General features: G+C 73.1%; 13 protein-coding genes and 1 pseudogene. 5 read left to right on the top strand and 9 right to left on the bottom strand.

The annotated features are described in order from the left end of the window. The 4 genes and pseudogenes from C1I99_RS19710 to C1I99_RS19695 all read right to left on the bottom strand — a co-directional run. Positions 1-281: pseudogene (locus tag C1I99_RS19710) on the bottom strand (hypothetical protein); the annotation flags it as partial. Further along, positions 271-780 carry a SigE family RNA polymerase sigma factor gene (locus C1I99_RS19705; protein WP_111135697.1) on the bottom strand — a complete coding sequence of 170 codons (510 nt, stop codon included), beginning with the start codon at positions 778-780 and terminating at the stop codon, positions 271-273. The gene C1I99_RS19705 and the pseudogene C1I99_RS19710, both read right to left, overlap by 11 nt. Positions 781-935: 155 nt before the next feature. Continuing rightward, on the bottom strand, positions 936-3,941 hold the full coding sequence (locus C1I99_RS19700) for a UPF0182 family membrane protein (protein WP_199562280.1): 3,006 nt from the start codon (positions 3,939-3,941) through the stop codon (positions 936-938). 216 nt (positions 3,942-4,157) lie between these two features. Beyond that, a complete protein-coding gene (locus tag C1I99_RS19695) occupies positions 4,158-5,171 on the bottom strand; it encodes a YlbL family protein (RefSeq protein WP_111135695.1) in 1,014 nt (337 codons plus the stop codon). 113 nt (positions 5,172-5,284) lie between these two features. Here C1I99_RS19695 and C1I99_RS19690 point away from each other — a divergent pair, with 113 nt between their 5' ends. Continuing rightward, the gene (locus C1I99_RS19690) at positions 5,285-6,583 is read left to right on the top strand and encodes a zinc-dependent metalloprotease (RefSeq protein ID WP_199562278.1); all 1,299 of its coding nucleotides are present in this window, start codon (positions 5,285-5,287) and stop codon (positions 6,581-6,583) included. Here C1I99_RS19690 and C1I99_RS19685 read toward each other — a convergent pair whose 3' ends face one another. After that, positions 6,584-7,270 (bottom strand): hypothetical protein, encoded by a 687-nt coding sequence (locus tag C1I99_RS19685; protein WP_111135693.1) that lies wholly within the window; start codon positions 7,268-7,270, stop codon positions 6,584-6,586. Positions 7,271-7,449: 179 nt separating this feature from the next. Beyond that, entirely contained in the window at positions 7,450-7,980 is a 531-nt protein-coding gene (locus tag C1I99_RS19680) for a M48 metallopeptidase family protein (protein WP_111135692.1), read from the bottom strand. Positions 7,981-8,492: 512 nt separating this feature from the next. On the opposite strand from C1I99_RS19680, the gene C1I99_RS33385 reads away from it, so the two are divergent. From C1I99_RS33385 to C1I99_RS19670, 3 genes are all read left to right on the top strand, one after another. Continuing rightward, entirely contained in the window at positions 8,493-8,660 is a 168-nt protein-coding gene (locus C1I99_RS33385; protein ID WP_165945332.1) for a DUF5679 domain-containing protein, read from the top strand. Positions 8,661-8,862: 202 nt separating this feature from the next. Further along, entirely contained in the window at positions 8,863-9,915 is a 1,053-nt protein-coding gene (locus C1I99_RS19675; RefSeq protein WP_111135691.1) for a hypothetical protein, read from the top strand. Between the two features lie 256 nt (positions 9,916-10,171). Next, entirely contained in the window at positions 10,172-11,518 is a 1,347-nt protein-coding gene (locus C1I99_RS19670; RefSeq protein ID WP_111135690.1) for an ABC1 kinase family protein, read from the top strand. Between the two features lie 332 nt (positions 11,519-11,850). On the opposite strand, the gene C1I99_RS19660 is transcribed toward C1I99_RS19670, so the two are convergent. The 3 genes from C1I99_RS19660 to C1I99_RS19650 form a co-directional block, all read right to left on the bottom strand. Beyond that, a complete protein-coding gene (locus C1I99_RS19660) occupies positions 11,851-12,216 on the bottom strand; it encodes a WhiB family transcriptional regulator (protein WP_111135688.1) in 366 nt (121 codons plus the stop codon). Positions 12,217-12,347: 131 nt separating this feature from the next. Beyond that, a complete protein-coding gene (locus C1I99_RS19655; RefSeq protein WP_111135687.1) occupies positions 12,348-12,602 on the bottom strand; it encodes a hypothetical protein in 255 nt (84 codons plus the stop codon). A 93-nt stretch (positions 12,603-12,695) separates the two neighbouring features. Beyond that, positions 12,696-14,888 carry an ATP-dependent DNA helicase UvrD2 gene (locus C1I99_RS19650; protein ID WP_111135686.1) on the bottom strand — a complete coding sequence of 731 codons (2,193 nt, stop codon included), beginning with the start codon at positions 14,886-14,888 and terminating at the stop codon, positions 12,696-12,698. A 90-nt stretch (positions 14,889-14,978) separates the two neighbouring features. Here C1I99_RS19650 and C1I99_RS19645 point away from each other — a divergent pair, with 90 nt between their 5' ends. Continuing rightward, complete coding sequence (locus C1I99_RS19645) at positions 14,979-15,221, top strand: mycoredoxin (RefSeq protein ID WP_111135685.1); 243 nt, start codon at positions 14,979-14,981, stop codon at positions 15,219-15,221. Positions 15,222-15,353: the final 132 nt, after the last annotated feature.

Here is a 15,353-nt window from a genome sequence, read left to right as displayed (position 1 = left end):
GGCGTGGTCGACGGGCTCGGCGATGCCGACGGGGTCGGGGCGGTGACCGTCGGGGTCGGGGTGCCGGCGAGTGGCGGCACCGGGCCGCGCTGCGGGGAGAGCGCCAACTGGGCGCCGGTGGCCGCCCCACCGACCAGCAGCGCCGCCGCGAGCGCGGTCCCGGCCACCCGGACCCGGGCCCGTCGGTCGGCGCGCCGACGGAGCATCTCGGGCACGACCAGGCGGCGAGCGTCGGCCTCCTCGGCCAGGGACCGGTAGAGACCGGACAGTTCACGCGACATCGTTGGCCTCCAGCTCCGCGGTGGAGAGGTCGGGCAGCAACGCGGCCAGCCGCGCCCGGCCCCGGGACAGCGAGGACTTCACGGTGCCGGCGGGCACCCCGGTCTCCCGGGCGATGTCCTCCACCGACATGTCGAAGAGGTAGCGCAGGGCGAGGGCCTGCCGCTGGGCGGCCGGCAGCTGGCGCAGCGCGCCGACCAGCAGCACACCGTCCTCGCTGGGCGGGGGCACGTCGTCGGGTGGCCCGGTACGGCTGAGCACCGCGCGCCAGCCGTGCAGCCGGCGCCACCGGTCGGTGGCCAGCCGGACGACCACCAGCCGCAGCCAGGCCTCCGGCGCGGGGTGGCCGGCCAGCCTCCCCCACTGCCGCCAGGCCCGGGCGAACGCCTCCTGCACCAGGTCCTGCGCCTCGGTGTAGTCGCCGGCGACGGCGTAGCCGTACCGGAGCATCCGCCGAGAGGTGCTCCGGTAGAACTCGTCGAAACTTGCCGCGTCCCTCATGTCCCGACCACGCATCCCGGATCGCTTCCGCATTTGCAGAACAGGACGGACCAGGGACCCCGCCGGTTGCGGCCCGGTCGGGAAGACGACAGCGCCCCCGGCGCCGGGACCGGGACGGTCCGTGGGCCGGGGGCGCTGTCGCGCTGTCGCCTGGGTCAGCCGCCCGGTGCCGGCGTGGCGCTGCCGGCGGGGGCCGGCGACGCCGCCGGGCTGCCGCCCGGGGTGGCCGCGGGCGACGGCGCCGCCGCCTGCTGGGCCTGCTGGAACGCGGTCAGCGCCTCGTCCAGCGCCTTGAGCGCGCGGCCGTACCGCTCGAAGTCGCCGGACGCCTGCGCGGCCCGGACCTCGGTGATCGCGGCCTGCACCCGGTTGGCGGCGGCGGCGAGCTCGCCGGTCAGCGCCGGCGGGTCGGCCGGCGTCCCGGTCGGTGGCGGGGTGCCGTCGGTCGGCGGCGGCGCGCCCGGGGTGGCCGCCCGCTTGCCCTGCTCGACGAGCTGCTTGATGCCGTCGGTCAGGCTGTCGGCCAGCACCACGAACGAGCCGCCGTCGCCGTACGACAGGAGCACCTTCTGCAGCAGCGGGTACGCGTCCTGCTGGTTGCTCTTCACGTAGACCGGCTCCACGTAGAGCATCCCGTCGCCGAACGGCAGGGAGAGCAGGTTGCCGTACTGCACCTGCGCCTGGTTGGAGGAGAGCAGGTTCAGCTGCTGCCGAATGTTGGCGTTGTTGGTCATCTGCTGGTGCACCTGCACCGGGCCGGAGATCCGGGTCTGGTCCGGCAGCTCCAGCACCGCCAGTTGCGGCTGCCCGTCCACGTACGACCCGGAGATCAGCGCGGCCAGGTTCTGCCGGCCGTTCGGGGTAACCGCCGCGGTCAGCTGGAAGCGCGGCGACTCCTGGCCCGGGAACTGGGTGAACAGGTAGTACGGCGGCTGCTTCTGCCCGCTGTCCGGGGCGTCCGGCACGTTCGGCACCTGCCAGAAGTCCTGACCGGAGTAGAAGTCGCCGGGGCTGGTCACGTGGAACCGGGTCAGCAGGTTGCGCTGCACCTTGAACAGGTCGGCCGGATACCGGAAATGCGCGACCAGCTCGGCCGGGATCTCCTCCTTCGGCAGCACCAGGTCACCGCCGAACGCCTTGTTCCAGGCCTTGAGCACCGGGTCGGTCTCGTCGAACTCGTAGAGCCGCACCGTGCCGTCGTACGCGTCGACGGTGGCCTTGACCGAGTTGCGGATGTAGTTGACGTTCTCCCGGGCCAGCTGGAAGGTGCCCCGGCCGGTGAGCTCGTCGGTCGTCTCCTGCTGGAGGTTCACCCGCTCGGCGTACGGGTAGGTCGCGGCGGTGGTGTAGCCGTCGATGATCCACTGCACCCGGCCGCCGATCACCGCCGGGTACGGGTCGCCGTCCACGGTGAGGAACGGGGCGACCTTCTCCACCCGCTCGCGCGGGTTGCGCACGTAGAGCAGCTTGGAGTTCTCGTTGACCGCCTCGGAGAGCAGGAAGTTCGACTCCTGCTCCTTGATGGCGTAGAGCAGCCGGCGGGTGAAGGAGCCGATCTCGACGCCGCCCTCGCCGGTGTAGGTGTAGTACGACTCCGGGCCGTTGTCGCCGCCCTCGCCGACCGGCCGGTCGAACTCGGACGGGTTGGCGTCCGGGTCGGCCTCGCCGACGATCGCGTAGTCGCCGGTCTCCATCCGCTCGCCGTAGTAGATCCGCGGCTGGGTGGCCGGGATCTGCTCGGTCTGCGCGGCGCACGCCTCCTGCGACTTCTCGCCGAGGAAACCGGAGACGAAGAACGGCTGCCCGCCGCAGACCACCTGGTTGGCCGGCGCGGCCACCAGGCCGTAGCCGTGGGTGTAGACGGTGTGCCGGTTGATCCAGTTGTTCTGCTGCGCGGTCAGCTCGTTGTAGTTGATCTCCCGGACGCCGACCACGTAGTCCTGGGTCTTGCCGTTCACCCCGTACCGGTCGATGTCGAGCTTCGGCCCGAAGTCGTAGAAGCCGCGGACCTGCTGGAGCTGGGTGTACGTCTCGCTGACCAGTTGCGGGTCGAGCAGCCGGGCGTTCGGCACCACGGCCGTGTCGGTGGCCAGGCTCGCCGGCGGGGTCAGATTGTTCGCCGCGTACGCCGATGTCTTGGTGGCCGTGAGCCCGAACGCCGCCCGGGTGGCGTCGATGCTGCGCTGGATGTACGGCGCCTCCTTGTCCCGGGCGCTCGGCTTCACCTCGAAGGTCTGCACCGCCCAGGGGTAGATGCCGCCGATCGCGACGGCGGAGACACCGAGCAGGGCCAGCGAGATGCCCGGCCAGACCAGGTTCCGCATCCAGGCGTTGGAGAACACGATGATCGCGATCGCCACCACGATGGAGATGTAGGCGAGGATCTCCTTTGCCGGCAGCAGCGCGTTGACGTCGGCGTAGCCGGCGCCGTAGACGTTGGCCCCGTCGTTGTACTCCAGCAGCATCGCCCGCCGGTCGAGCACGTACGCGACGGCCTTCAGCAGGACGAAGACGGCGACCAGCGTGCTCAGGTGCGCCCGGGCGGCGTTGGTCATCCGGTCGCCGACGCCCTGGAGCCGGACGCCGCCGAAGATGTAGTGCACGGCGAGCGCCCCGATCACCGCCAGCACCACCGCGGTGAAGCCGATCCCGAGCAGGTAACGCCAGAACGGCAGCTGGAAGACGTAGAAGCCGACGTCCACCCCGAACTCCGGGTCCTTGACGCCGAAGTCGCCGCCGTTGCGGAAGAGCAACCACTGGTTCCACCGGCTCTGCGCCGACAGCCCGGCGAAGAGGCCGACCACGCCGGCGGCCAGCGCGATCCAGGTGCCGAGCCGGGGGCTCAGCAGCATCCGGTACCGCTCCAGGGTGGCCTGCTCCGGCGAGTGCGGCCGCATCCGGGGCCGCAGCCGGTGGGCCAGCCAGAGGTTGCCGCCGACGATCACCGCCATGCCCAGCCCGACGGCGAAGAAGAGCAGCAGCCGGGTGGCCAGCACCCCGGTGAAGACCTGGGTGTAGCGGACCTCGTCGAACCACAGCCAGTCCGTCCACGCCTGGACACCCCACCCGAGCAGGGTGAAGAGCACGAACACCCCGACCAGCACGCCGATCGTGACGCGTCCGCGTCGGCTCATCCTCGGCAGGGGGCTGCTGCTACGCATGACCACTGTTGGCTCCGCACGCTCGATGTGATCGGCTCCGACCAGGCACCAAGAGTACGGGGTATTCCTGAACGTGTCGGTCCACGGTCAGGCCGAGGTCGTGTGCGGATGCCCGCGGGCGGGTCGGCGGCGCTACCCGGGCCGGCTGGCCGGTGCCGGCGGGCCGCTGGTCGGGGCCGGTCAGCGACGGCCGCCCGGGGCGACGGCCCGGCCTGGTCAGCACCGGTCCGGCTGCCCGCCGGCCCGCAGGGTCTCCAGCGCGGCCAGCGCCTCGTCCAGCGAGGCGACCTTCAGCAGCGGCAGGCCGGGCTGCGGGTTCCGCGCCGCCTCCGCGCAGTTCTCCGCCGGCACTAGGAACGCCGTCGCGCCGGCCTGCTTCGCGCCGACCAGCTTCTGCGGGATCCCCCCGATCGGGCCGACCCGGCCCTCGTCGTCGATGGTGCCGGTGCCGGCGATGATCCGCCCGCCGGTCAGGTCCTCCGGGCGCAGCTTGTCCACGATGCCGAGGGCGAACATCAGACCAGCGCTCGGCCCGCCGATGTCCTCCAGGTCGATGGAGAGGGTGAACGGGTGCGGCTGCTGCTGCTCGATATCGATCCCGATGCGGGCCCGGCCGTCCTGCTCGCGGCTGGTGACCTTCGCGGTGGCCGCCGCGCCGTCGCGGGTGAAGCCGATCTCCAACGTGCTGCCGGCCGGCTTGGCCTGGATCAGCTCGGTGAGTCGGCCGGCCACCGGCACCGGCTGGCCGTCGACCGAGGTCACCACGTCGCCCGGCCGGAGCACGCCGGCCGACGGCCCGTCGGCCGCCACCGTCTTCACCACCACCTGCACCGGGTAGCCCAGCTCGCGCAGCGCCGCGGTCTCCGCGCTGGTCTGCGACACCTCGAAGTCCTCGGCGTTGCGCTTCTCGACCTCTTCCTGGGACTCCCCCGGCGGGTAGACCAGCTCGCGCGGCACCACCGCCTCGTCGTCGGCGAACCAGCCCTGGATCGCCGAGCGCAGCTTGACCGTGGGCTGCACCCCCACCGTGGTCAGCCGCAGCTGCCCCTGCGAGGTGGACGTCTCCCGGCCGGTCACCTGGATGACGTCCTTGCCGTCCTCCTTGCCGAGGGTGTCGACGGTCGGCCCGGGACCGAGCACCACGTACGGGATGGGCGCGCCGAGCACGCCGATGCTGAGCAGAGTGGTGAGCAGAGCACCGAGCAGGACGGTCACGCCGCGACGTCTCATGCGGCAGAGCGTACCGACCGGGGTGGCGGTGGCCGGTGGACGAACCGGGACTTCGCCCTCAGCGCAACGGCGGCGGCGGCGCCCCGGGGCGCGGCGCGCGTACCGTAGACGTCGTGCCTGATATTCCGTTCGGTTTCGCGCTCCCGGGTGGGCAACCACCAGACCCCAACGATCCCGCGCAGATGCAGCAGTTCATGTCGCAGTTGCAGCATCTGCTCTCCACGTCGGGTAGCGGGCCGGTCAACTGGGACCTGGCCCGGCAGGTGGCCGCGAGCCAGCTCGCCGCCGCAGGCGACCCGGCGGTCTCGCCGTACGAGCGCAACGCGGTGGAGGAGGCGCTGCGGCTCGCCGACCTCTGGCTGGAGCCCGCCTCCGCGCTGCCCTCGGGCATCCAGACCTCGGTGGCCTGGAACCGCAACGAGTGGATCTTCAAGACGCTGGACGTCTGGCGCAAGCTCTGCGACCCGGTGGCCAGCCGGATGGTCGGCGCGATGGGTGACCTGGTGCCGCCGGAGGCCCGGGCCCAGCTGGGGCCGATGCAGTCGATGGTCGCCACCCTCGGCGGCGCGCTCTTCGGCGGCCAGCTCGGCCAGGCGCTCGGCTCGCTCGCCGCGGAGGTGCTCTCCGCCGGCGACATCGGGCTGCCGCTCGGCCCGGCCGGCACGGCCGCGCTGATCCCGGCCAACATCCGGGCGTACGGCGAGGGCCTGGAGCTGCCCGAGGACGAGGTCCGGCTCTACGTGGCCCTGCGCGAGGCCGCCCACCAGCGGCTCTTCCAGCATGTGCCGTGGCTGCGCGGGCACGTGCTCAGCGCGGTGGAGATGTACGCCGCCGGGATCCGGGTCAACCGGGAGGCGATCGAGGAGGCGATGGGCCGGGTCGACCCCAGCGACCCGGAGTCGATGCAGGCGATCGCGCTGGAGGGCATCTTCACTCCCGAGGACAGCCCGGCCCAGAAAGCCTCGCTGGCCCGGCTGGAGACCGCGCTGGCCCTGGTGGAGGGCTGGGTGTGCCACGTGGTGGACAGCGCGGCCGGCGGCCGGCTGCCCAACGTGGTACGCCTCGGCGAGGGGTTCCGGCGTCGCCGGGCCGCCGGCGGTCCGGCCGAGCAGACCTTCGCCGCCCTGGTCGGGCTGGAGCTGCGCCCGCGCCGGCTGCGCGAGGCGGCGGCGCTCTGGGCGGCGCTCACCGAGCACCGCGGGATCGGCGGCCGGGATGCCCTGTGGGGCCACCCCGACCTGCTCCCGTCGGACGACGACTTCGCCGATCCGGTGGCCTTCGCCCGCTCCCAGCTCGACCTCAGTGAGCTGGAGAACTTCGACTTCAGCGCGCCGGGTGGTCCGGAGGAGAAGGCCCCGGGCGAGCCGGAGCGGCGCCCGGACGACACCGACGGCGGAGACGCCCGCCGCTGATCAGCCGGGACGGCCGGCCCCGGAGAGCAGGGCACGGGTGGTTTCCCAGCCCTCCACGGCCGGATCGAGGAAGGCCAGGTCGGCGGGGCCGCGCAGCCGGTGCCACGCGGGTGTCACCGCGAGGTCGCCGGGGCGCGGCGCCGCGGCACGCACCGTCGCGGGCAACCCGCTGTCCAGCTCCAACGCCGGCAACCACCCCGGTACGGGCAGCCGGGCCGCCACGCCGAGCAGACCGGGACCGGCCCCCTCGGCCGGGGCCACCGCCACCGGCCGGCTGCTGAGCGGCCGGAGCAGCTTGCCGATGGTCAGCCCCGGCACGTCCGGGGCGTCCCCGGCGACCACGGCGGCCTGGTCGTACCCGACACCGGTCGGCGAGTCGTGGTCGTTTCCGCCGGAGCGCTCGTGGCCCTCGCCGTCGCCGGCGGGCCGGCCGGGTCGGTGGAGGGCGGCGAAGACGGCGTTGACCGTCGGCTCGGGCACCTCGTGGACGGCCATGCCGGGCCAGACCACGGCGTCGGCCAGCCACCGGTCGGCCGGGGTCACGGCGACCGCGGTCTCCACCTCGTTGAGCGTGGCGAGCAGGTCGACCACGTCCTCGGCGAGGGCCGTCCGCCAGTCCACCGGGTCGATGCCCGGTGGCGCCCAGACGACCGGCCCGAGCAACGCCACCACCACACGTCGTGCCACGCCCCGACCCTACGCGCGTACGGCCAGGCCGACGACTATGATCGACTCCGCCTCGGCGAGATGGGGGCATCGCGCCTGCACGGCTCCGCCACATCGCCGACCCCGGAGTCGATCACACGGTGCGTAACCGGACGGGCGGGGCAGCGTGGACAGGGGCGGCAGCGCCGGACGGGCGGTGGTCAGTCGGTCAGGGGCGTGCCCGCGGCCGCGGCGACACCCTCGAGGTAGCCCCGCGCCCGCTCGGTCTTCGGGTACCGGCCCACGAGTTCCCAGAACCGGGCGTTGTGGCTGGGCACGATGAGGTGCGCCAACTCGTGCAGGAGCACGTAGTCGATCACCCAGTCGGGCATGTCCTGGATGCGGTGCGAGATGCGGATGGTCCGGTCCGCCGGGGTGCAGGACCCCCACCGGCCGTTCTGGTTGGTCACCCACCGGACGCTGGCCGGAACCGCCTCCGTGCCGTGCTCGGCCAGGTAGAGCCTGATCAGCCGGGTGGCCCGGACGAGCAGTTCCTCGTCAGAGCGGGCGAGCCGCCCCTCCCGGGCGGCGAGCCGGGCGAGCATCCGGTCGACCCACTCGCTCTCCTCGGCTCGGGAGAACTGGTCCGGAATGAGGACGACGACCCGCTCACCGTCGCGGTACGCGGACACCGTGCGTCGCCGGCGCTGGCTGCGCCGTACCTCGACGACCGGCTTTCGTACCCCTGCCATCGGGGCCGCTCAGCCTCGGTTTCCTGTCACGAGGGAAAGCTAATGCGTACTGACCAGGGGTCCGCAAGGGTCAACCCCTCGACACGCGCCCAGAAAATGGGGATTGGTAGCCAGGAGTCCCGAAAATTTCTTTGCCGGACCGTCGCGGAGCGTCGCCGTCACGCTTCGTGGCGGCCGTCGGAGCGTCGTAACCCGTGCCCGCCTCCACGGTAGGTGATCATTCCGGCCATCGCCGATCGGGGGTACCTGTCGGGGCGTCTGAGGGGTTTGGTCGGCGTGTCCCCGCCAAAGTGACTTATCAGACCTAATTCGCCGTGCACACTCTCGACGTCGACTTGCTCACAGTGGCGATGCACAGCTGACATGGAACCGCCCAGACCTGGGTAGGGTCCGCGGACCAGCGGTCACGAAGGTGACCGCGGAGAAAGACCCAGCGCCGGTGCCCCGCGTGGCCCGCCGCCGGGAAACCCGCCGGAACGGCATCGGCCGGCGGACGAGACGAGGAGGGCACCGTGGCCGACCAGGCCCAGACGTACAACGGTTACTGCGTCAAGTGCAAGGAGAAGCGGGACTTCGAGGGGCGCATCGAGGTCTCGAAGACCGGGATGAACATGGCCAAGGGCAAGTGTCCGGTGTGCGGCACAACAGTGAACCGCATCCTGGGCAAGGCGAAGGTCTGACCCGTACGGCTTTCGTCGGGAGGGGTGGCCGGCGGCCACCCCTCCCGACGTCCCGGCCGGGTATGGCACTGTCGGCTCCCCGACTCAGTTACCCGCCGGTTGTGGATATCTCGCCATTTCCTGTGGACAACCCTGGACAGGGCACCGCACACCTGTGGACAACGATCGACGGACAGCAGGGATTCGGTCACTGTTCGTCGTCATGAATCGTGCCACCCTTCCCCGGCCGACACTGCTGCCCGGCCTCACCCGACTCTGGCGGGACCGCCACACCCTGCAACTCGGGGTCGAACCGGGCCGGGCCGTCCTGCTGGAGGTCGCCAACCCCCGCTCGGCCCGGCTGCTCGACCTGCTCGACGGCACCCGCAGCGAACGGCGCATCCTGGAGCACGCCGCCCGCACCGACGTCGCCCCCGACGAGGCCCGTACGCTGCTCGACGCCCTGCGGGGCGCGGGCCTGGTGGTTCCCGCACACACCCTGCTGCCCAGGGACCTGGCCGGGCCGACCCGGGCCCGGCTGGCCGCCGAAGCCGGGGCGCTCGCGCTGGCCGCGGCCCGGCTGCCCGGCACCCCGGCCCAGGTGCTGCGCCGCCGGCTCGCCGCCCGGGTGGTGGTCACCGGCGCCGGTCGCCCCGGCGCCCCGGTGACCCTCGCTCTGGCCCAGGCCGGCGTCGGGCACGTGCACCCCGACCTGGCCGGTCCGGTCCGCCCGGCGGACCTGATCGGCACGGGGATCCCGGCCACCGCCCTCGGCCGCCCGCTCGCCGAGGCGGTACGCGACGCGCTGGGCGCCGCGGCCCCCGGCACCGGCACCGGCCCGCTCCGGCGAGGTCGGGCCGACCTGGTGATCCAGCTCGGCACGGACCGCCCGGCCGCCCTGCTCGCGGCCGGTCACGCCCAGCGTCGCCAGGCGCACCTGCTGGTCGGCCTCCGGGAGGGCGTGCCGGTGGTCGGGCCGCTGGTCCGTCCGCCCGTCGGGCCGTGCCTGAACTGCCTCGACCTGCACCGCACCGACCGCGACCCGGACTGGCCGGCGCTGGCCGCGCAGCTCGCCGCCGACGCCCCCGAGCAGGCGTGCGCCGCCGCGACGCTGCTCGCCGCCGGGGCGTACGCGGCGGCGGAGGCGCTGACCCAGCTCGACGGGGGCACCCCGGAGACCCTCGGCTGCACGGTGGAGATCGCCGGGGCGGGCCGGTTTCGCCGCCGCGTCTGGTCCCCGCACCCGTCCTGCGGCTGTGCGCGCCGGCGGCATTGACCAGCCGGGCGGCGGGCAGGCGGAGTCGTGAACCGGCGGCCCGCACCGGCGGGCGGCGCGGCCGACCAACCGCCCGAGGAGGCGGTCGCGACCGACGTCCGGGCAGGTGGCGCGCCTGACGACCGACCGGCAGGCGGCGCGACCGCCGACGCCCGGCGGTGGCAGATGACCCGGCCGGCCCGCGGGAAGCCCCGAGGGCCACCCCAGCCCGGCCGCACAGCAGCCGGCGGCCCCTCGCGTCGGTAACAATGACCGGGTGACCGACATCCCGCGCCGGGCCGTGTCCCGGACCGCCAAGCTCGCCGCTCTGCCGCTCGGCTTCGCCGGTCGGACCGTCCTCGGCATGGGTAAGCGCGTCACCGGGCTCGCCTCCGACGTGATCTCCGCGGAGATCCAGCAGCGCACCGCCGAGCAGCTGTTCAGCGTGCTGGGCCAGCTCAAGGGCGGGGCGATGAAGTTCGGGCAGGCGCTGTCGGTCTTCGAAGCGGCCCTGCCGGAGGAGATCGCGGCCCCGTACCGGCAGGCGCTGACCAAGCTTCAGGAGGCCGCGCCGCCGCTGCCGGTGGCGAGCGTGCACAAGGTGCTCACCGAGCAGCTCGGCCCGGACTGGCGGGACCGGTTCGTGGAATTCAACGACATCCCGGCCGCGGCGGCCAGCATCGGGCAGGTGCACCGGGCGGTCTGGCGGGAGCCGGGCTACGGGCCGTCGGGCGCACCGAACACCCGGGACGTGGCTGTCAAGATCCAATATCCGGGCGCGGGTGAGGCCCTCCTCGCCGACCTCAAGCAGCTCTCCCGGCTCGGCGGGATGTTCCGGGCGATCCAGCCGGGGCTGGACGTCAAGCCGCTCCTGGCCGAGCTGCGGGAGCGGATCACCGAGGAACTCGACTACGAGCTGGAGGCCGAGTCGCAGCGCGCGTTCGCCGCCGCGTACGCCGACGATCCGGAGATCTACATTCCCGCGGTGGTCTCGGCGGCGCCCCGGGTGCTGGTCACCGAGTGGGTGGAGGGCATCCCGCTGGCCGACATCATCCGGGAGGGCACCGAGGAACAGCGCGACGAGGCGGGGCGGCTGATGGCCACGCTGCACCTCTCCGCGCCACCGCGGGCCGGGCTGCTGCACGCCGACCCGCACCCGGGCAACTTCCGGCTACTGCCGGACGGCCGGCTCGGCGTGATCGACTTCGGGGCGGTCGCCCGGATGCCGGAGGGGACGCCGGAGCCGATCGGCCGCCTCGCCGGGCTGGCCCTGCGCGGCGAGGCGGACCAGGTGGTGGCTGGGCTACGCGAGGAGGGTTTCCTCAGCGGCGCCGAGTCGATCGACGCCCAGGCGGTGCTGGACTTCATCCGGCCGATGCTGGACCCGGTCGCCGAGGAGGAGTTCCGGTTCACCCGGGCCTGGCTGCGGGCCGAGGCGGCCCGGCTGGCCAGCCCCCGCTCCCCCGCCTACCAGTTGAGCCGCCAACTCAACCTGCCGCCGTCGTACCTGCTCATCCACCGGGTGACGCTCGGGTCGATCGGCGTGCTGTGCCAGCTTGAGGCGAAGGCGCCCTACCGCGCCATCCTGGAACGCTGGCTGCCCGGCTTCGCCCCGGTCACCTGAGCCGGCCCGAGCCGCCGGCGGGACGGAACACACGCCGAGGGGCGGGTGGCCGGAAAACCGGCCACCCGCCCCTCGGCATCGGTGGTTGTCAGAGAACGCCCAGGTCACGCGCCGACTGGTTACGGCCGTTCATCGCGACGGTACGGGCGGATCGGGCTGCCTCAGTGCTCGTGGTGGTACGACCGGCCTGAGGCCGGCGCATTCGGGCCCGGGACAACGCTTCGTGGAGTAGTTGCATCTCGACGGCTCCGTTCGGGACGTGCAGCATGGTGGTCAGCTCTCTCCTCGTCGCCGGTGTGGCACCGGCGGGGATGGTCAGGATCGGGTTCATGTCAGGCCGCCAGCCGGACCGCGTTGCGCGAGCCGGACAGGCCACTGGCCGCCAGCCGCGCCTCGGCCTCGACCCGGAGCGCCTCGTCGCGGGCGAGGTCCTCCTTGCGCGGACGGCCACGGGGCCGCTTGCGCGGGACGACCGCGCCACGCTCGAAGATCTCGCCGCCCCAGACGCCCCACGGCTCGGCCCGCTCCACCGCGCCGGCGAGGCACTCGACGCGCAGCGGGCAGTCTCCGCAGAGCGACTTGGCCAGCTCGAGCTCGGTGGGCGAGTCGGAGAACCACAGGTCGGGGTCGAACTTCCGGCAGGGCAGGTTCGCCTCCACCTCGACGCTCACGTCGAGCGGGGCCAACGCCAGACTCATCGCCCGGTCACCTCTCTCTCACTTCGATCTCGTGGATCGCACTTCCGACGTACTTCGGCGGGACAAAAACTGAGGCCGCGGATCCCGGTGTGCGGGTTCCGCGGCCTCGAGGTGAGCCGGTGGTCTGGTGATCAGACCGGTCTACCTCGAGGTGGAACTCCGCGGACATCCGTGCGCTTCTTGGCGCCATCGATGCCCATGCCCGTGAAGCCATTGGTCTCCTGGTTCCCGTTCGGCGCGGTGGCAAGGATCAGCTCGGCCTCAACCTCAACCCGGTGCACCTGCGGGGCCCACGGTCGCGCAGCCGCGGCGGCAACCCGGACAGCCGACAGCGGAGCGACGGCAGCTGGCAGCGCCGCCGGACGCTCATAGGTGTAGATCTCCATTGGTGCCACCTCCCTGACGTTCACTCGTGCCGACATGACTTCGACCCCCCGTGAGCAGCCGAAATGGCGCCGCTCGCGAGGTGTGTCCTGAGGCTATTCCTCGCCCGGGGGCGAGGGCAAACGAATTTCCGACGAGATTTCGAAAGTTTTCTCCGGGCAGACGTCGTCGACCGCCGCGCCGGCCACCAGCGCCAGCACCGACTCGCCGTAGAGGCCGAGTTTGCGGGGGCCGATCCCGGCGATCGCGATCAGCTCCTCCGGCCGGGTGGGACGGCGCTCGGCCAGCGCCACCAGCGTGGCGTCGGTGAAGACCACGTAGGCCGGGACCCGCTGGCGGTCCGCCACCCGCCGGCGCCACTCGCGCAGCCGCTCGTGCAGCGCTCCGTCCATGTCGGACGGGCAGGTGGGGCAGCGACCGAGCTTGCGGTCCGGTCCGGCGAGCAGGGTGGCGCCGCAGATCCGGCACGAGACGATCTGGGTGCGCCGCCGCTCCGGGCGCCGCCCGGCGCCCGCGCCGGCCCGCTCCGTCCCGCCGGAGCGATCCAGCTGGGGCAGGAACCGGGACGGGCGCCGGGCCCGCCCGCCCGGCGCGCGGGCCGAGGCGTACGACAGCCAGAGCCACTCCCGGGCCCGGGTGATGCCGACGTAGAGCAGCCGGCGCTCCTCCTCGACCTGCTCGGCGGTCTTGGCGTACGTGGTGGGCAGGGTGCCCTCGGAGAGGCCGACCAGGAAGACCGCGTCCCACTCCAGGCCCTTCGCCGAGTGCAGTGAGGCGAGGGTCACCCCGTCGACGGTCGGCACGTGCTGGGCGGCGGCCCGGCGGGCCAGCTCGTCGTTGAAGTCGGACAGGGTGACCGGGCGCTCCACCGCGGCGGCCGGCCCGATCGGCAGCACCTCCGGAGTGGCGGCGTACTCCTCGGCGAGCTGGACCAGCGCGGCGAGCGCCTCCCACCGCTCGCGGGCGGCGCCGCCGGCCGGGGCGGCGTCGGGCGCCCAACCGACCGCCGTGAGCGCCTCCACCACGGCGGCGGGCAGTGGGGTCTCACCCGGGATGGCGCGGGTGGCGGCCCGCAGCGCCACCATGGCCTGGCGCACCTCGGCCCGCTCGAAGAACCGCTCCGCGCCCTGCACCACGTACGGCACCCCCGCCTCGGTCAGCGCCTTCTCGTACGCCTCGGACTGCGCATTGGTCCGGAACAGCACGGCGATCTCCCGCGCCGGGGTGCCGGCGTCGACCAGCGCCCGGCAGCGGGCGGCGACGGCGTTGGCCTCGGCCGGCTCGTCGGTGAAGATCCGCAGCTCCGGTTCCGGCCCCGGCGGGCGCTGCCCGACCAGTTCCAGCCGCAGCCGCGCCTCGGCGCCCCGAGCCTGCGAGATCACCGCGTTGGCCAGCCCGACGATCTGCGGGGTCGAGCGGTAGTCGCGGACCAGCCGGACCACTGTCGCGCCGCGGTGCTGGCGCGGGAAGTCGACCAGGTATGACGAGGTGGCGCCGGTGAACGAGTAGATGGTCTGGCTGGCGTCGCCGACCACGGTCAGGTCGTCCCGGCCGCCCAGCCACGCCTCCAGCAGCCGCTGCTGGAGGGGGTTGACGTCCTGGTACTCGTCGACGACGAAGTGCCGGTACTGGCCGCGTACCTGCTCGGCGACGTCCGGGTGCTCCTCGATCCCCCACACCGCGGCACGCAGCATGTCCTCGAAGTCGATCACACCGTTGGCCCGCTTGAGCCGCTCGTACGCGGCGAAGACATCGGCGACCTTGGCCGGCTCGTGCGGGGTGTCCCGCAACGCTTTCGCCGCCGTCAGGACGTACTCCGCCGGCTCCACCAGCGACGACTTGGCCCACTCGATCTCACCGGCGAGGTCCCGGGCGGCTGCCCGGTCGGCGCGCAGGCCGACCTTGGCGGCGGCGAGGGTGACCAACCGAACCTTGCTGTCCAGCAGTTCGGGCATCGCCCGCCCCGCCAGCAGCCGGGGCGCGAAGTAGCGCACCTGCCGCAGCGCCGCCGCGTGGAACGTCCGGGCCTGCACCCCGGCCACCCCGAGCGCGGCCAGGCGGGCCCGCATCTCGGCGGCGGCCCGGGCGGTGAAGGTGACCGCGAGCACGTGCCGGGCGGAGATATCCCCGGTCAACGCCCGGTGGGCGATCCGGGAGGTGACCGCCCGGGTCTTGCCGGTGCCGGCGCCGGCCAGGATGCAGACCGGGCCGGCTGGGGCGGTCACCGCCGACCGCTGCTCCGGATCCAGCCCGGCAAGCACGCGTGCGGACGCTGAGTGAACCACCACAGCGAGGAATTGTCTCAGCCGTGCGGAGCGTTGCAGCGGTTAGCCTGGGCTTGATCGGCAAGCCGCCGAGCGGACCGTTGGAGGACCGACATGTTGACGATGTATTCCACCTCGTGGTGCGGCTACTGCCACCGGCTGAAGTCGCAGCTCGACCGGGAGGGCATCGGGTACGAGGTGGTCGACATCGAGCAGGACCCGAAAGCGGCGGAGTTCGTGATGAGCGTCAACGGCGGTAACCAGACCGTGCCGACGCTGCGCTTCGCCGACGGCAGTGCTTTGACCAACCCCTCGATCAACCAGGTCAAGCAGCACCTCGCCAAGCTCGCCGCCTGATCTCACCCCCGCCGACGAGCGGCCGTCCCCTCACCCGGGCCGGCCGCTCGTTCGCGTCTCCGCGCCCCACCCCCGGTCGATCATGAAGCTATCGCCCGCGGCGCCGGCGTGTCGTGACCACAACTTCATGAT

The organism is Micromonospora deserti (genome assembly GCF_003236335.1).
Taxonomy (GTDB): domain Bacteria; phylum Actinomycetota; class Actinomycetes; order Mycobacteriales; family Micromonosporaceae; genus Micromonospora; species Micromonospora deserti.
This window is presented reverse-complemented; position numbering and strand designations above follow the sequence as displayed.